Here is a 17271-nt window from a genome sequence, read left to right as displayed (position 1 = left end):
GAGTCTTGAACTAGGAGAACACCACGGTGCGGTGACCGTCGAGCAGCACACGGTGCTCGGCATGCCACTGCACGGCCTGGCACAGGGTGGAGCCCTCCACCTCGCGACCGCGCACCACGAACTGCTTGGCGGTGAGACCGTGGGTCACCCGCTGCACGCGTTGCTCGATGATCGGGCCCTCGTCCAGATCGCCGGTCACATAGTGGGCGGTGGCGCCGATGAGCTTCACGCCGCGGGCGTGGGCCTGGTGGTACGGCTTGGCGCCCTTGAAGGAAGGCAGGAACGAGTGGTGAATGTTGATCGCACGACCGGCCAGCTTCGAGCACAGGTCGTCGGAGAGCACCTGCATATAGCGGGCCAGGACCACGAGTTCGACGTCGTAGGTGTTGACCAAGTCCATGAGCTGGGCCTCGGCGGCGGCTTTATTGTCGGTGCCGTCGGCGTTCTTCTTGATCGGAATGTGCACGAAGGGGATGCCGTAGAAGAATGCCATCGGCTGCAGGTCCAGGTGGTTGGAGACGATCACCGGGATCTCGATGGGCAGGGTGCCGGCCCGCTGCTGGAAGAGCAGATCGTTCAGGGTGCGTCCGTCCTTGGAGCACATGATCAGGGTGCGGGTTTTGCGCAGCGAGTCATTGACGGTCAGATTCATGTCGAACTTCTCGCGCACCGAGGCGAGCACTTCCTCGGTGGCCTCCGCGGTAGCGGAGGTGGTGAACTGCACGCGCATGAAGAAACTGCCGGTGTCGGGGGAGTCATACTGCTGAGATTCGGTGATGTCCGCCCCGACCTCGAGCAATGCGCCGGAGACGGCGTGCACGATTCCGGGACGGTTCGTGCACGACAGGGTCAGGATCAGAGTTTTCTCGGTGGCGGAGGAGTTCGCGGTGTCAGTCATAGCGTCGAGACTACCTTTCGACATGCTCAGGGAGGCGGAATGCCGGTACGTGAATCACAATAACTAAGAGCATAGTGATTCACGCCACAAAGCTCAAGGGACCCTTGGCACCCCGTGAAAGCTCGCGGTGATTGTGCCGAAATTGCGGCTCAGGGGTTTCATAGTCACCCGGCGGTGTGGTCATGATGGGTGGCAGTTATCCGGTTCTGACGAACTTGGACGACTCGCCACGATGCGGAGACACCGCATCGTTTGACGAATCCCAACGACAACGGAGGTGGAAGTCATGGCGACGACCGATCCGAAGAAACTTCGTAAGCTTGCTGCCGCACTGGGTGTGGGTTCCCTGCTCGTGATGGGAACGGCTGCATGCGACAACACCGAAGACACCGCGCCTGCCGAAGATGGCGTTGAGGCCCCCGCTGAGGAGGGCGGCATGGACGAGGGCACCCTCGAGGACGGCGCTGAAGAGTCCGGCACCGGCGACGACGCCGGCGGCTTGGAGGACACCGGCGATGATACCGGTGGACTGGAAGGCGATACCGAAGAAGACCAGTAAGGTCCGGTGAGCACACCTGCTCCAGCCGACGACGAAGCCCCCACGAAAATTTTCCGTGGGGGCTTCGTGCTGCTCAGATCAACTCCGAGTGATGGTGCTATCAGACACCCGGGGTGTCATCGCCGAGGTTGGCCTTGACGGCATCCTCGATGCGCTGACCGATGGTGGCGTCAACGTTCTTCCAGTACTGGAAGGCGTTGGAGAGCACGGGCTCCTGCACGCCGTCGAGAGCGCCGGAGACGGTCTCCACGAACTGATCGCGCTGAGCGTCGGTGAACACTTCGCGGATCAGGATGCCTGGCTGCACGAAATCTCCGTCTTCTTCGCGCAGCGTGTATGCCTCGCGGACCATCTCGCCGTCGGATTCCCAGGAGACGTCCACTGCGCCGGTCTCGTCCGACCAGGAATCGCCGAAGGAGTTCGGTGCGTAGACGCTACGGGCGCCGCTGTGGTCGTACCACATGTTGCCCTCGAAGCTGTAGGTGTGCACCTCGTTCTTCGGGCGGTTGACGGGCAGCTGCTGGAAGTTGGTGCCGATGCGGTAGCGCTGAGCGTCCGCGTATGCGAAGTTGCGGCCGAGCAGCATCTTGTCGGGGGACATGCCGATGCCGGGAACCATGTTGCCGGGGGAGAAGGCAGCCTGCTCGATCTGAGCGAAGTGGTTCTCCGGGTTGCGGTTCAGCTCCATGGTGCCGACCTTGATGCGCGGGTAGTCCTTCTTCGACCAGGTCTTGGTGAGGTCGAAGGGGTTGTAGCGGTAGGTCTTGGCTTCCTCGTACGGCATGACCTGAACGTAGAGGTCCCACTTCGGGAAGTCTCCGGCGTTGATGGTGTCGAACAGGTCGCGGCGGTGGTACTCGGCGTCTGCACCGGCCAGGCGCTCGGCCTCTTCGTTGGAAAGCACCTCCACACCCTGCTGGGAGAGGAAGTGCCACTTGACCCAGAACTTCTCGCCTGACTCGTTGACCCACATGTAGGTGTGGGAGCCGTAGCCGTTCATCTCGCGCCAGGTCTTGGGCAGGCCACGCTCGCCCATCAGGTAGGTCACCTGGTGTGCGGACTCGGGGTTCTGCGTCCAGAAGTCCCACTGCATGGTGCCGTCGCGCAGGCCGGAATCGGGCAGGCGCTTCTGTGAGCGGATGAAGTGCGGGAACTTCATGGGGTCGCGCAGGAAGAAGATGGGGGTGTTGTTGCCGACGAGGTCGAAGTTGCCCTCTTCGGTGTAGAACTTCAGGGCGAAGCCGCGCACGTCACGCCAGGTGTCGGGAGAGCCCAGCTCGCCGGCGACGGTGGAGAAGCGCAGCAGCAGGTCGGTCTCCTTGCCGGGCTGCAGGAAGTCAGCCTTGGTGTATTGGGAGACGTCCTCAGTGACCTTCAGGGTGCCGAAGGCGCCGGAACCCTTGGCGTGCGGACGGCGCTCAGGAACGTTCATTCGGTTGAAGTGAGCCAGGGTCTCGACCAAGTGGTGATCGTGCAGCACGATCGGGCCGTTAGGTCCCACGGTCAGCGAGTTGCGGTCGCTGACGGCGGGGATACCGGCCTGGGTGGTCGAACCCGTGGCGTGACGAGTGGTGTTCTCGGTCATCTCATTCTCCTTGGTTGTACGAGTGGACGGGTGGGACAGATGGAAATTGTGGGACTGCCGGCTAGCGGAGCAGTCTGTGGTCGGATCTACGGTGCGGTGGTTTCCTTGACTGCGGTGGCGTCTCGGCAATTGCTGCAGACGCCGTGGTAGACCACATCGGCAATCTGGATGCTCATGCCGTGGTCGTGCGACGGCGTAAGACAGGGGGCATGGCCGACGGCGCAGGCCACATCTTCGATGCGACCGCAGTGCACGCAGACGGCGTGGTGGTGGTTGTCATCAACGCGGGTTTCATAGCGGGCGGCCGAATCCGGAAGGTCCAGCTTGCGGGCCAGTCCCACATCAACCAAGGAGTGCAACACGATGTAGATCGACTGCACCGTCATATCGGGCAGGGTGGCGCGCACAGACTGGAGAATGTCGTCCGCGGTGGAATGTGGCAGGGTCTCGAGCGCGTTCAGCACAGCCAGGCGCTGTTTGGTGACGCGCAGACCCGTCTGGCGCAGTCGCGCGGCCCAGGTCAGGGAGGGGGCCTGGGATCCCTCAGTCGTGTGGCTGGCGTCGTGGCGCATGACACTAGTCTCCCAATTTTGAATCACTCAAAAAAGCAAGGTTAGGCTAGCCTGAGCTTGTGGCGCATGGCATGTTTTGGGCGGGGCCGTAAGGGTAGTGCAAGGCGCCGGTGGTGCGGCTAAGATGAGCGAGGAAGCCGCGACTGGCGCAGGTGGGCTACCACCGGGAAGCGGCTTCTCGTGTCGCACTGACGATTTTCAGGTGTGGCGCGCATGCTGGTGTACGAGCCGTCCGCCTGGGTTCGTATGCGTCGCCCTTCGATCAATACCGCCAGCAGGAGACTCTCATGACGGACCAGACCGCCACCATCCAGACATCCATCAACACTGCCCCCTTGTCCGAGGTTGATCCCGAGATCGCCCAGGCGATCGCCGACGAGGTGGGCCGCCAGCGCGGCACCTTGGAAATGATCGCCTCCGAGAACTTCGTGCCTCGCGCCATCCTGGAAACCCAGGGCTCGGTGCTCACCAACAAGTACGCTGAGGGTTACCCCGGTCGCCGCTACTATGGCGGCTGCGAATTCGTTGACGTCGCCGAAAATCTGGCGATCCAGCGCGCCAAGGATCTCTTCGGCGCCGAACACGCCAATGTTCAGCCCCATGCGGGAGCCCAGGCCAACGTGGCCGTGATGCAGGCGCTCATGGAGCACGGCGATACCCTGATGGGGCTGTCCCTGGCCCATGGTGGCCACCTGACCCACGGCATGAAGCTGAACTACTCGGGCAAGAATTTCCGCATCGCTGCCTATGAAGTGGACTCGGAGTCGTACCGCATTGACATGGACAAGGTACGCGAGCAGGCCGTCGCCGAGCGCCCCGACGTCATCGTGGCCGGCTGGTCCGCCTACCCGCGCCAGCTGGATTTCGAGGCGTTCCGTTCTATTGCTGACGAAGTGGGCGCGAAGCTCTGGGTCGATATGGCGCACTTTGCCGGATTGGTAGCCGCAGGGCTGCATCCGAATCCGGTGCCGTACGCCGACGTCGTCTCCTCGACGGTGCACAAGACGCTGGCCGGGCCGCGTTCCGGTTTCATTCTGACCACCGAGAATCTGAAGAAGAAGATCGACTCGGCGGTGTTCCCGGGCCAGCAGGGCGGACCGCTGATGCAGGCTATTGCTGGTAAGGCGGTCGCTTTCAAGATCGCCGGCAGCGAGGAATTCGCGCAGCGCCAGCGCAACACCTTGGCTGGTGCGCAGATTCTTGCTGAGCGCCTGACGGGTGCCGATGTGGCAGAGCATGGCGTCTCCGTGCTGACCGGTGGCACCGACGTGCACCTGGTGCTCGTGGACTTGCGCCATTCCGAGCTGGATGGGCGTCAGGCTGAAGACCTGCTGCACCAGGTGGGTATCACCGTGAACCGCAATGCTGTGCCGTGGGACCCGCGTCCGCCGATGACCACCTCTGGTCTGCGTATCGGCACTCCGGCCCTGGCCACCCGTGGCTTCGGCGATGCTGAGTTCACCGAAGTGGCCGACATTATTGCCACCGCGCTCAAGCCGTCCCCTGATGTGGAGGCACTGAGGGCACGTGTGGCCAAGCTGGCTGACGATTTCCCGTTGTACGAAGGCCTCGAAACCTGGTGACAGCAGCCCATTGACTCACTAAAGTCATAGTGAGTCAGTTGGTGTTTACGATACAGAAGGATGGGGCGTTCAGATGACCGCACAGAAACTCGATGGCCGCGCCACGGCGGCGTCCATCAAGGAAGAGCTCGCCGCACGCGTCGCCCGGCTCAAGGAGCAGGGGGTCACCCCGGGGCTGGGAACTGTCCTGGTCGGAGCGGACCCCGGTTCGCAGTCCTATGTGGCGGGTAAGCACCGGGACTGCGCCGAGGTGGGCCTCGAGTCCATCCAGCGCGAGCTCCCGGAGAGCACGACGCAGGACGAGTTGCTGGCCGTGTTGAAGGAGCTCAACGAGGATCCGCGCTGCACCGGTTACATCGTGCAACTGCCCTTGCCGAAGCATATCGACACCGACGTCATCCTCGAGGCGATCGACCCGGACAAGGATGCGGATGGCCTGCACCCGATGAACCTGGGCCGCCTGGTGGCCTCCACCTCCGGTGAGCTTGACTCTCCGCTGCCCTGCACCCCCAAGGGCTGTGTGGAACTGCTGCGCCACTACGGCATCGAGCTGGCTGGCAAGAACGTGCTGGTCATCGGCCGCGGCGTGACCATCGGCCGCCCGGCTGGTCTCGTGCTGACCCGCAAGGATGTCAACGCCACGGTGACCCTGGCCCACACCGGCACCGTTGACGTGCAGGAGCACATCCGTCGTGCCGACGTGATCATCGCGGCGGCTGGAGTGGCGCACATGGTCAAGTCCGAGGACGTCAAGGACGGCGTTATCGTGCTTGACGTAGGTGTCTCGCGCCGCGAAGACCCGGAGACCGGCAAAGCCAAGATCGTCGGCGACGTCGATCCCGCCGTGGCGGAGAAGGCATCGTGGATGGCTCCGAACCCGGGAGGCGTCGGTCCCATGACTCGCGTCATGCTGGTCGCCAACGTGGTCGAAGCCGCCGAACGACAAGCTGCAGACGCCGCCCGCTGATGCGCATTCGGCAGTGCCCCGGACCCACTTCATGGCAGGTCCGGGGCACTGCTGTATTCGCCCGTCGATTGTTTCTGTGACCTCGGTCTCGCTACGATGAGTCGGTGCAGCCCTTCACCGATGCGGTCATTTCCGCTCAGCAACTCACCAAGTGCTACGACGACTTCACCGCGGTCGACGCCATCAATTTTCACGTTGAACCCGGAGAAGCGTTTGGGCTGCTAGGCCCTAACGGGGCGGGTAAATCCACCACCATGCGAATGATCGGCGGTGTTTCACAGCGCACCTCCGGTACCCTGCAGATCCTGGGGCTGGATCCCGAACAGCACGGTCCCCAGGTGCGGGCCCAGCTCGGGGTGGTTCCCCAGGAGGATAACCTCGATCTCGAGCTCACGGTGCGCGACAACCTTATTGTCTACGGGCGGTACTTCGGGCTGCCCTTCTCCTACCTGCGCCCGAAATCCCAGGAGCTGCTGGAATTCGCCCAGCTCACCGAGAAGGCCGATGCCCGGGTCGAGGACCTCTCCGGGGGTATGAAGCGCCGGCTGGTGATCGCTCGGGGGCTGATCAACCAACCGCAGATTTTCATGCTCGACGAACCCACCACGGGGCTCGACCCTCAGGCCCGGCATGTGCTGTGGGACCGGCTGTTTCGCCTCAAGGAGGCTGGCACCACCCTGGTGCTGACGACGCACTATATGGACGAAGCCGAGCAGCTCTGCGACCGGTTGATCGTCGTCGACCAGGGACGGATTATGGCCGAAGGGTCTCCGGCCCAGCTGATCCGCGAGCATTCCACCCGCGAAGTGTTGGAACTGCGGTACGGCTCAGACCGCAACGCCGTCGTGGCAGCCGAGCTCGAGGCTTCCGAAGACGTGGGTGCCGTGGCTGAGCGGGTGGAAGTACTTCCGGACCGCATCCTGCTCTACGCCCCCGACGGCGAGCACGCGCTTTCTACGGTGGCCAACGCGGGGTGGACGCCGCGCTCCTCGCTGGTGCGACGGTCTTCGCTGGAGGACGTGTTCCTGCACTTGACGGGACGGTCGCTCATTGACTGAGCAGACACGTCTCTCCGACGCCGCCACGCTGCCCACTCTCGCCCCGGCCCGCGAGCACCGGGTGCCTTCGGCGTGGCGGTCGGTCTGGTCGTACGCGGAGCATTTCCTGCGCAATCTGCGCCGCTACGGGACGGTCGTCGTCGTGGAGGCGGTGGGCGAACCCTTGATTTATCTCATGGCCATGGGGTTGGGGCTGGGTTCGTTGATCGGCGGCGGCGAAGCCAGCATCGGGGGAGTGGACTACGTCGCCTTCCTGGCGCCCGCCCTGCTCGCCGCCAGCATCCTGACCTCCGGCAGTCCGGAATTCACCTATCCGATCATGGGCGGATTCTCCTGGCACAAGACGTTCTATGCGGCCCAGGCGACCGTGCTGCGTCCCTGGCATATTGCGGCCGGGCACATTCTGGGCGTGACGATCCGGTTCCTGGTGCAGGCCACGCTGTTCCTGGTGATGATGCTGCCCTTCGGCGTGGTCAGCTCGCCTTGGGCCTGGGTGCAGATCTTCACGGCGACGGCGGGCGGGCTGGCCATCGGCCTACCGCTGATGGCCTACGCTGCCAGTCTGCGCCGCGATGCCGGCCAGTTCGCCATGGTCCAGCGGTTCATCATCATGCCCATGTTCTTGTTCTCCGGCACGTTCTACGCGTTGAACACCTTGCCCCTGGCGCTGCAGTGGATCGGCTGGATCTCCCCTCAGTGGCACGCCGCCCAGCTCGGTCGCATCCTGACCTATGGGATGGACAATCCCGCCTGGCTTACCGGCGTGCACGTGGCGTATCTGCTCGCACTCTGCGCGGTCGGCTGGATCGCCGTGGCGCGCGTCTTCGAGCGCCGGCTGGGTGGGCGCGACCTCGTGACCGTCTCGAGGCGTGAGCTGACGAAGCGCTCGAGAGTGGCACAGCGCAACGCCCAGCGGGATTTTTCCGGTCCCGTGCCGCCGATGCCGAGCATCGAGGTGCGGCAGGGTGCATTCGCGGGAATGTATGCGGGCAACATCCGTGCCGTGATGGAACGTGGATTCCGTGCGCTGAAGACCAATAATTGGGGCATCTTTATCTCCGGCTTCTTTGAGCCGGTGCTCTACCTGCTCTCCCTCGGGTTGGGTCTCGGGGCTCTGGTGGGTGTGGTGGAGGGACCCGCCGGACCGATGGAGTACGGTGCCTTCATCGCACCCGCGCTGCTGGCCGTGTCCGCCATGAATGGTGCGATTTACGATTCGACGTGGAACGTCTTCTTCAAGCTGCGCCACGCCAAGCTCTACCGCACCATGCTGACGACGTCGGTGGGTCCCCTCGATGTGGCCATGGGTGAGATTGGGATGGCGTTGCTGCGCGGTGGAATCTACTCGACCGGGTTCATGCTGGTGATGGCGGTGCTGGGGTACCTCACGAGTTGGTGGTCGCTACTGCTCGTGCCGGCCGCACTGTTGGTGGCTTTTGCCTTCGCGTCCCTGGGGATGGCTATTACCAGCTACATGCGCACCTTCCAGCAGATGGATTGGATCTGGGTGGTGATGATGCCGATGTTCCTGTTCTCGGCCACTTTCTTCCCGCTGAGCGTCTACCCGCCGGTGATTCAGGGAATCATTCAGGCCTTGCCGCTGTGGCATGCCGTCGAGCTGATGCGGCAGCTGTCTGTCGGGGCGTTCAGTGGAGTGACCTTCATCCATCTGGGCTATTTCGTGGTGATGATCACCGTGGGCATCTGGTTCACTACGCATCGCCTGCGGGCGCTGTTCTTGCGCTGACAGCATCGGTGCCCGTTACATTGTTCGTCAAGCTGTAGCCGGGGTCTTCGTCTCGTAGAAGGCCCCGGCCTTGACCATCGCGAAGAGCACGTTGAGCCGGCGACGAGCTAGACACATCACTGCAGCGTTATGACGTTTCCCTTCGGCTCTTTTCCGGTCGTAGTATGCCTTCGATACCGGTTCATGACACGACGCCACCCACGCCGAGTAGAACAACGCGTTCTTCAACCGCTTATTACCCGCCCGCGAGGGAAACTCTCCCCGTATCGAGGTACCCGACCGCCGAGTCACCGGGGCAATACCCGCATACGCGGCCAGATGCCCAGCAGTCCTAAACGCGGAGAAATCACCAGCCGCTAAGAGGATCTGGGACGCGGTCTTAACGCCGACTCCCGGCATGGACGTTAAGACCTGAAGAAGAGGGAGCGAATCAGCCAGTGCGGCGGCCTCTGCCTCGATCTCAGCCCGTTCATTCTTCAGCGCCTTGATCCGTGCCGCATGGCGAGGAACTACCGACTCCGAGGCTACACTCCCGGGTACTGTTACGGTCTGCTCAGCCAGGGCATCGAAGATCGCATCAATCAGTGCCGAGGGATCTTTGCGGGTGTGGTTGCGTGCCCACCGCTTTACCCCAGACTTCCCCGCTGCTCGCAGTCCGGCTGGTCCCCGATACCGGATCAAGAGGTCCAACACGATGCTCCTGGTCAACACTGTGCCCTTGAAGACGCGCTCCAGTGCTGGATGGATCTGGAGCAACAAGGACCGAAGCCGGTTAATCGCCCTGGTGGTGTCATGGGCCAGGTCCTCATCCGTGCCAGCCAACACCTTGAGATTCGCCAAGACGTCGGACTCCCGATCCACAGACCGTAGCGTGTGCGGCATCGTCCTGGCCGTGTCAGCGATGATGAACGCATCCCGGGCATCCGTCTTCGCCTGACCCGGATACAAATCCGCAGCCTTCCGCATCGCTAGCCCCGGAAGGTAAGCGATATCGGCTCCACAATCCCTGGCGACCGCGACCGGAAGCGCACCAATCGTGTTCGGCTGATCAACAATCACCAGCACCCGGCCGTACTCGTGCTGCAAAGTCGTGATCACGTCCCGAAGTGTTGTTTCATCTTGCGAGAGCTCGTGGTCGAAGACCCGCTCACCTGCCAGATTGAGCCCGCAACCGTGATGACTGGTCTTGCCGACGTCGAGTCCGAGCCAGATGTCGTATTCGGTATTCATGACAGTCCTCCTCGACCATCCCCAAAGTGGTCGTTGGTTGTCATGACACCCGATGCTGGCACCCACGTTACGGAGAGACCTCAACAGTATTGGGCCGAGCCCCTATCAGCAGTCAACGCGCGTCCTGGATTCCTGGCGGCAACACCCCCGGATCATCAATGACAGGGCAAATCAGCCATACCAGGACCAGCGACCAGGCCCCGTGCGGGACCTACGAATAAATATAGGGGCACCCCCCGTCGTGGGTGGGGCACCGAGGTTGCTCGTTGCTGGTCGTTGGCGAAGTCGAGCTACTTAGACTCCGGTGTGCTGCCGGTGCTGGTCGGCGCCGGACGGATCTCCGTGGGAATCCGAGGCGGTCACGGTGCGAGCGGGCTCGAACACGGTCATCCCGGTGGCCTGCTCTTCCTCGTTCTTGATGGACATATCGATGCCCTTACGATCGCGCACCAGCAACACCGCCACGAGGCCGAGGAGTACCATCACGCACAGGTAGATCGAGATCGCCATCGAGCTTCCGGTGGCGTCGAGCAGCGCCTGGGCGATGGTGGGGGCGAACGCGCCGCCGATCACTGCGCCGAGGGCATAGGAGATCGAGACCCCGGAGAATCGCACCGAGGCCGGGAACAGCTCGGAGTAGAGGGCGGCCTGGGGGCCGTAGGTGAGGCCGGTGCCGATGCAAACCAAGAGCAATGCCAGGTACACCATGGCCAAGGAGCCCGTGTTGATCAGGATGAACAGCAAGAACACGGAGGGGATCAGCCAGATGTAGCCGATGATGTAGGTGCGGCGGCGACCGATTTTATCCGAAAGAGGACCGGAGGCTAGCGTCGAGAGGAACCAGATCGCTGAGGCGAAGCTCATGGCAACCAGGATCTCGGTGCGGTCGAATCCGATGGTGTCGGTGGTGGCGTATGCGGGGAGGAAGCCACCGGTCGACATGTAGCCAACGGCGTTGTTGCCGGAGAAGATGAAGGCGGCGATGATAACGAGGTACCAGTAGCGACGGAACAGGTCGACGATCGGGACCTTCGCCTGTTCTTTCTTCTCGGCCATTTCCTGGAAAACGGGTGACTCGTCGACGGCGATGCGCACGACGTAGCCGACCACGATTAGCACGATCGACAGCAGGAACGGCACACGCCAGCCCCACTCCAGGAAGGCGTCGCCCGGGGCGATGACGCCGGTCATCAGAGCGGTGATGCCGGTAGCCATCAGCATGCCCAACGGCACGCCCAACTGCGGCACGCAGCCAGCCAGCCCACGGCGCTTGGCCGGAGCGTGTTCCACGGCCATCAGTACCGCCCCGCCCCACTCGCCACCGGCGGAGATACCCTGGACGATGCGCAGGACGAGCAACAGGATCGGGGCCACGATCCCCAGCGTCTCGTAGGTCGGCAGTAGGCCGATCAACGTCGTGGCGACGCCCATCCCGATCAAGGTGACCATCAGAATGAAACGGCGGCCCAGCTTGTCGCCGTAATGTCCGGCCAGGAAAGCGCCCAGCGGTCGGAACAGGAAAGAGATACCGACCGAGGCGAAGGAGATCAATAGTCCGATCGACGGGCCGGCCGGTTCGAAGAACAACTGCGCGAAGACCAAGCCGGCCATCGTTGCGTAGATGAAGAAGTCGTACCACTCGATGGTGGTGCCGATCAGGGTGGCGGCCGCCACGCGCTTCTGGTTGGAAGATCTGCTGTATTGGGAAGTTTCGACGGACATACGGTCCCCTTCGGGTCGAAGGTCGGATAGATCGCGCGGCTGCACGATGTTCGTGTTTGCCTTCCATTGTGTGCTGACTCACACCACGCGTAAACTGGTATTTAGATACAAGGCGGATTCAACCGGTCGATGCAACACCGGGTTGGTGAAGCGATTGTAGCTGCTCGGTGAATACCTCTGCCGGGGTTCTCCAGCCGAGGACCTTGCGGGGCCGGTTGTTGAGCGCGAGGGCCACCGCCTCGAGATCTTCGGCCGACCACCGCGACAGGTCAGTACCCTTCGGGAAGTACTGCCGCAGCAGACCATTGGTATTCTCGTTCGTCGGTCGCTGCCAAGGCGAGTGCGGGTCCGCGAAGAACACCTTCGTACCGGTATTGAGAGTGAACTGCGCGTGCCCGGAGAGCTCTTTCCCGCGATCCCAGGTCAGCGTTTTACGTAGCTGAATCGGCAGGGCCGTGATCGATGAAGCCAGCGCTGCGTTCATCGCGACAGCGCCATATCCTCCGAGCGCCGCCCCGTTCTTCACGGCTGGCGTCTTACCCCATCCCTCCAGCCGGGGCAGGTGTACCAGTAGCGTGGAGCGGCTGGAGCGTTCGATGAGCGTGCCGATCGCGGACCGGCCTGTGCCGATGATCAGATCGCCCTCCCAGTGCCCCGGAACTGCGCGATCATCGGCCTCTGCCGGCCGTTCGGAGAGCACGACGTCCTCGGTAACATGCCCCTGCGGCTTGTTCCGTGAACGCTGCCTGGGTTGGCGTAGTGCCCGCCCGGTGCGCAGACACGCGACCAACTCCCGCTTAAGCGCGCCACGGCCCTCGATGAACAGTGACTGATAGATCGCCTCATGACTGATACGCATGGACCCATCATCGGGGAAATCGATCTTCAACCGGTGAGAGATCTGCTCAGGACTCCAGGCTAGCGACCATCGCCGGTCAGCCCGATGCGGTTTGTTCAGCCCCTTCCACGCAGGCGGTGTCGGCCCGACAACGATGCTACCGTCGGGCCGGCGGACGGTCCCGGCGAGTCGTTCCTGCACGTACTCACGCAACTGACCATTGGTGACGAGTTTCGAGGCCTTCGGTCGCCTCGCAGTTTGCTGCGCCTTCCACTGCGCCACTAACGCCCGATACTCCTGTTTCCCGCTCCGCGTCGCGGCGTTGCGGCGCAGCTCTCGGGAGATCGTGCCAGGGTCACGCCCCAGCTCGCGGCCGATCTCCCGCACGCCTTTACCTTTGGCGCGCATCAGCGCGATCTCCTCACGTTCCTCGAACGAGAGATACCGGCCCGACGGCGCCTCCAAACTCAACGGTGTCATACCGCCAGCGTGGCGAAACCAGCGGCTCCCGACTGGCACGGACACGCCCACTTTCAGCGCCGCTTCAGCTGACGTGATGCCCGTCGCGATCAGACGCCAGAACTGCCGCTGCACCGCCCGCGAGGGCTCAGGCCGCCCAGGCGAGCGCATCGGCGGCCGCAACGCCCTGTCCGCACGCTACTGGCGTCGAGCCCCGTCCGGAACCTCGCTCGTCTTCGCAGACCAAAACTTCGTCGTCACTGCTGAACACCTCCAGGATCACGAGGTGTTGCGACAACCAGTTGAATCCGCCCAACTAATCACGGTTTTAATGAGGTGTTCGTGCCACGATTCACGCTACGGCAGATGGAGGCACTGCTGTCGATCGCCGAAACGGGATCCATTGCCCAGGCCGCACGTGAACTGGGGCTGTCCGCATCGGCGGTGACCGGGGCCCTCAACGAACTCGAGCGTGCCCTCGATTCCACGCTCACGGTGCGACGCAAGGCGCACGGGGTGACACTGACGCCGACCGGGATTCACGTGGTGGAAGAAGCTCGCACTCTGCTGTCCCTGTCCGAGGAGATCGAACATTCCACGCGCGGCTCCGAGGGAGAGGTGCGCGGGCGACTGTCGATGGGTTCCTATGTCTCGCTGGGTCCGACCGTGCTGACGCCACTGCTGGCTGAAGTGGCCCGACAGCATCCGGGGATCGAAGTCGATTTCGCCACCGGATCCCAGGAACAGGTGTGTCAGCGTGTGCTCTCCGGGGATGTGGATCTCGCCGTCGCCTATGACCTGAATCTTCCGGCCGGACTGCGAACGATTCCGCTGGCTAGATTCACCCCGCACGCTGTGCTGCCTGCTGATCATCCGCTCACCGGGCAGGCGACGGTGTCGCTGCGCCAGCTGGCCTCCGAGCCGATGATCCTGCTCGATATCTCACCGAGCCGCGAGAACACCTTCCTGCTGTTCACCGCGGAAGGACTCACCCCTACGGTGGCTTATCGCACGACTGACTTTGAGGTAAGCCGGTCCATGGTGGGGGCCGGACTGGGATACGCCATCCTGACTCAGCGGCCTTCCGGCGATCATACTTACACAGGCCAGCCGTTGGAGATCCGCCGACTCCACCCGCGCGTGCGCAGCTTGGACGTGGTGCTGGTCTGCAATGCCCGCACCCGTCTGTCCCGGCCGGCCGCGGTGATGATGGAGATCGCCAGGGCGCTGCCGTCGAACGCCTTGCATCCCTCGGACCCGTGATCAGCCCTGGGCGGAGCGACGGTGCGGAATTCGTTCCCGATCCCCCTGATGGGAGATAATGAACCCTATGCAGTCTGTGGAATCGTCCTCACCCGCTTCGCCCGCCTCCCGCGCCGCCGCTGGCCTGGGCTCCAAGATCACCTTCGCGGTGATGATCACCGTGCTGTTGGTTGCCATTGTCTTCGCCGCGAACCAGAACGACGTCATCGGCTGGCTCGTCGTCGCGGTCTCCGCTGGTTGGCTCATCCTGGCCACCGTGGTGGTGCTTTTCGTGCGCCGCGGTGCCCGCGCGGTGAACAACCAGGTCAAGAACGCGCAGGCGACTTTCGCGGCACAGCACGCTCAGCGCGCTGGATCCACGACGACGGCATCGGAGCCTCAGGGCGATCCCATGCGCGATTCCAAGCTCGACCACTCCTTCAAGATCGTCGAAGTGCAGACGCGCGTGGTCACCGAGGAACTGAACAAGGGTGCCGACGCCGACCAGGCCATGATCGGGCGCGCGCTCGAGACCATTGCGATGACCTCGTCCAATGCCCGCGACATGATCAACCCGCAGCGTGGACAGAACAGCACCAAGGACGGCGAAGATCCGATCTCCGGTGATGTGATCAACTGAGCCGACCCGGGGCGACTGACACACCGCCGGAGCCCCGATCGTGAACCACGTATGCTGTCAGGGTGAGTGAACCGACACAGACTGAGACCCCTGTAGAGCCCGTGATCCACGCCAACGCCCACGACCCCAAGGCCGCCGGTGCGATTCGCATCGCCACGGTCAACGTCAACGGCATCCGTGCTTCGCACCGCAAAGGCATGACCACCTGGTTCGCCGGCCGTGGCGTCGACCTCATCACCCTGCAGGAGGTGCGAGCCCCTGCCGACATCACCCGTACGCTGGTCGACGAGATCACCGGTGAGGAATGGGGCGAGGCACACCTGCACGACGCCGTGGCCGCTGCGAAGGGCCGTGCCGGGGTGGCGATTGCCTCGCGTTTCCCGCTGCTGGACACGCGCGCCCACCTCAACGACGTCGACGCCTACTTCAACGAGGCAGGCCGTTGGGTCGAGGCTGACGTCGCGACCCCTGACGGCAAGACCCTCACCGTCGTCTCGGCCTATGTGCATTCCGGAGAGGCCGATACTCCGAAGCAGGTGGACAAGTACCGTTTCCTCGACGAGATGATCCGTCGCCTCGGCGAGCTGCGCGACTCCGGCAACCACGTGCTGGTCACCGGTGACTTGAACGTGGGGCATACCCAGAACGACATCAAGAACTGGAAGGGCAACGTCAAGAAGTCGGGCTTCCTTCCCGAGGAGCGTGCCTACTTCGATCGCTTCTTCGGCGAGGAGCTGGGCTACGTCGACGTCGCCCGATCGCTGGCCGGAGACGTGCCTGGCCCCTACACCTGGTGGTCGATGCGCGGGCAAGCTTTCGACAACGACACCGGGTGGCGCATCGATTATCAAATGGCCACCTCAGAACTGGCATCGAAAGCCACGAAGTCTGTGGTGGATCGGGCCCCGAGCTGGGGCACACGCTTCTCCGATCACGCCCCACTGGTCGTCGACTACCAGTTCTGATTACGCACTGCCGCCACCCTTTTTCTCTTCCGCGAAAGACATCATGACCGACAACTCCACTACCTCTCAGCGTCTCAGCCCCGCCGACGTGCTGGCCACCGACCTGTCTTCCACCGCGCATCTGACGGGCGTTTCCGACCGGCACCGCGTACTCTCCGGGATGCAGCCTTCTGCCGATTCCCTCCACCTGGGCAACTATCTGGGAGCCTTGATCAACTGGGTCAAGGTTCAGGATGATTTCGACGCCTACTACTTCATCCCCGATCTGCACGCCATCACGGTGCCGCAGGACCCCGAGTCGGTGGCACAGCGCACCCGGGTTGCGGCGGCACAGTTCATCGCCGCGGGCATCGACCCTGAACGTTCCACGCTGTTCGTGCAGTCCCAGGTTCCGGAGCATGCTCAGCTCGCCTGGGTGCTCACCTGCATGACGGGAATGGGCGAGGCCATGCGGATGACGCAGTTCAAAGACAAATCTGCCAAGCAGGGAGCCGATTCCGCCGGGGTGGGCTTGCTCGCTTACCCGATGCTGATGGCGGCCGATATTCTGCTGTATCAGCCGCAGGGCGTGCCGGTCGGTGATGATCAGCGTCAGCATGTGGAGCTCACCCGGAACTTGGCACAGCGTTTCAACTCCCGTTACGGCGAAACCTTCGTGGTGCCCGTCGGTTTCTACCCGGAGACGGGAGCGCGCATCTATGACCTGCAGAACCCGACAGCGAAGATGTCGAAGTCGGCAGAATCACCGAACGGGCTGATCAATATTCTGGATGAGCCCAAGGTCATCGCCAAGCGTATTAAGTCGGCGGTGACTGACACGGGCACCGAGATCGTCTTCGACAAGGAGAACAAGCCCGGGGTCTCGAACCTGCTGTCGATCTTCTCCGCGCTGACCGGGACCGCGATCGAACAGCTCGAGCAGGACTATCAGGGCAAGATGTACGGCCACCTCAAGGTCGATCTCGCCGAGGCGGCCACTGCAGCACTGGAACCGGTGCGGACCCGGGCCCTCGCCCTGCTGGATGACCCGGCGGAATTGGATCGTCTCCTGGCCCGAGGCGCCGCCAAGGCCCGTGCCGTCGCCGCACCCGTGCTTGCCGACGTGTACTCCAAGGTGGGATTCATGCCACCCGCCGCGGCGTCCTGAACCAGTGATATGACAGTGTCATGGTCGGACGTGCAGATCGTCATGGGTCGACCGTGACA

At 63.2% G+C, this 17271-nt stretch carries 15 protein-coding genes and 1 riboswitch; of the genes, 9 read left to right on the top strand and 6 right to left on the bottom strand.

Annotation, left to right across the window (positions count from 1 at the left end):
- Positions 1 to 10 precede the first annotated feature (10 nt).
- Positions 11 to 898, bottom strand: coding sequence for a formyltetrahydrofolate deformylase (locus O1A05_RS15075; RefSeq protein WP_270105979.1), 888 nt, complete (start codon positions 896 to 898; stop codon positions 11 to 13).
- Between the two features lie 286 nt (positions 899 to 1184).
- Here O1A05_RS15075 and O1A05_RS15070 point away from each other — a divergent pair, with 286 nt between their 5' ends.
- Positions 1185 to 1457, top strand: a complete 273-nt coding sequence (locus O1A05_RS15070) for a hypothetical protein (protein WP_270105978.1) — start codon at positions 1185 to 1187, stop codon at positions 1455 to 1457.
- A 100-nt stretch (positions 1458 to 1557) separates the two neighbouring features.
- Here the strand turns inward: O1A05_RS15070 and O1A05_RS15065 are convergent, their stop codons facing one another.
- Together O1A05_RS15065 and O1A05_RS15060 are read right to left on the bottom strand one after the other, a co-directional pair.
- A complete protein-coding gene (locus O1A05_RS15065) occupies positions 1558 to 3042 on the bottom strand; it encodes a catalase (protein WP_270105977.1) in 1485 nt (494 codons plus the stop codon).
- A gap of 86 nt (positions 3043 to 3128) precedes the next feature.
- Complete coding sequence (locus tag O1A05_RS15060) at positions 3129 to 3614, bottom strand: Fur family transcriptional regulator (protein ID WP_270105976.1); 486 nt, start codon at positions 3612 to 3614, stop codon at positions 3129 to 3131.
- Between the two features lie 129 nt (positions 3615 to 3743).
- Positions 3744 to 3863: riboswitch (ZMP/ZTP riboswitch) on the top strand.
- Between the two features lie 38 nt (positions 3864 to 3901).
- Here O1A05_RS15060 and glyA point away from each other — a divergent pair.
- The 4 genes from glyA to O1A05_RS15040 all read left to right on the top strand — a co-directional run bounded on the left by glyA (position 3902) and on the right by O1A05_RS15040 (position 8969).
- On the top strand, positions 3902 to 5197 hold the full coding sequence (glyA, locus tag O1A05_RS15055; protein ID WP_270105975.1) for a serine hydroxymethyltransferase: 1296 nt from the start codon (positions 3902 to 3904) through the stop codon (positions 5195 to 5197).
- Positions 5198 to 5270: 73 nt separating this feature from the next.
- Positions 5271 to 6164, top strand: a complete 894-nt coding sequence (locus O1A05_RS15050; protein WP_270105974.1) for a bifunctional methylenetetrahydrofolate dehydrogenase/methenyltetrahydrofolate cyclohydrolase — start codon at positions 5271 to 5273, stop codon at positions 6162 to 6164.
- 104 nt (positions 6165 to 6268) lie between these two features.
- Positions 6269 to 7222 (top strand): ABC transporter ATP-binding protein, encoded by a 954-nt coding sequence (locus O1A05_RS15045; RefSeq protein WP_270105973.1) that lies wholly within the window; start codon positions 6269 to 6271, stop codon positions 7220 to 7222.
- Positions 7215 to 8969: an ABC transporter permease gene (locus O1A05_RS15040; RefSeq protein WP_270105972.1), complete on the top strand. Its 1755-nt coding sequence runs from the start codon at positions 7215 to 7217 to the stop codon at positions 8967 to 8969. Before O1A05_RS15045 ends, O1A05_RS15040 begins: the two co-directional genes overlap by 8 nt.
- A 27-nt stretch (positions 8970 to 8996) precedes the next feature.
- Here O1A05_RS15040 and O1A05_RS15035 read toward each other — a convergent pair whose 3' ends face one another.
- The 3 genes from O1A05_RS15035 to O1A05_RS15025 all read right to left on the bottom strand — a co-directional run bounded on the left by O1A05_RS15035 (position 8997) and on the right by O1A05_RS15025 (position 13389).
- Positions 8997 to 10199, bottom strand: coding sequence for an IS110 family transposase (locus tag O1A05_RS15035; RefSeq protein WP_270105971.1), 1203 nt, complete (start codon positions 10197 to 10199; stop codon positions 8997 to 8999).
- A gap of 294 nt (positions 10200 to 10493) precedes the next feature.
- Positions 10494 to 11921, bottom strand: coding sequence for an MFS transporter (locus tag O1A05_RS15030; RefSeq protein ID WP_270105970.1), 1428 nt, complete (start codon positions 11919 to 11921; stop codon positions 10494 to 10496).
- A 118-nt stretch (positions 11922 to 12039) separates the two neighbouring features.
- The gene (locus O1A05_RS15025; RefSeq protein WP_270107614.1) at positions 12040 to 13389 is read right to left on the bottom strand and encodes an IS30 family transposase; all 1350 of its coding nucleotides are present in this window, start codon (positions 13387 to 13389) and stop codon (positions 12040 to 12042) included.
- A gap of 171 nt (positions 13390 to 13560) precedes the next feature.
- Here O1A05_RS15025 and O1A05_RS15020 point away from each other — a divergent pair, with 171 nt between their 5' ends.
- The 4 genes from O1A05_RS15020 (at position 13561) to trpS (ending at position 17212) form a co-directional block, all read left to right on the top strand.
- Entirely contained in the window at positions 13561 to 14481 is a 921-nt protein-coding gene (locus O1A05_RS15020) for a LysR substrate-binding domain-containing protein (RefSeq protein WP_270105969.1), read from the top strand.
- A gap of 67 nt (positions 14482 to 14548) precedes the next feature.
- Positions 14549 to 15100, top strand: a complete 552-nt coding sequence (locus O1A05_RS15015; RefSeq protein WP_270105968.1) for a hypothetical protein — start codon at positions 14549 to 14551, stop codon at positions 15098 to 15100.
- A 101-nt stretch (positions 15101 to 15201) separates the two neighbouring features.
- Entirely contained in the window at positions 15202 to 16065 is an 864-nt protein-coding gene (locus tag O1A05_RS15010; RefSeq protein ID WP_270107613.1) for an exodeoxyribonuclease III, read from the top strand.
- A 43-nt stretch (positions 16066 to 16108) separates the two neighbouring features.
- Positions 16109 to 17212, top strand: coding sequence for a tryptophan--tRNA ligase (gene trpS, locus O1A05_RS15005; protein WP_270105967.1), 1104 nt, complete (start codon positions 16109 to 16111; stop codon positions 17210 to 17212).
- Positions 17213 to 17271: the final 59 nt, after the last annotated feature.

It is taken from the genome of Citricoccus sp. NR2 (assembly GCF_027594385.1).
GTDB lineage: Bacteria > Actinomycetota > Actinomycetes > Actinomycetales > Micrococcaceae > CmP2.
This window is presented reverse-complemented; position numbering and strand designations above follow the sequence as displayed.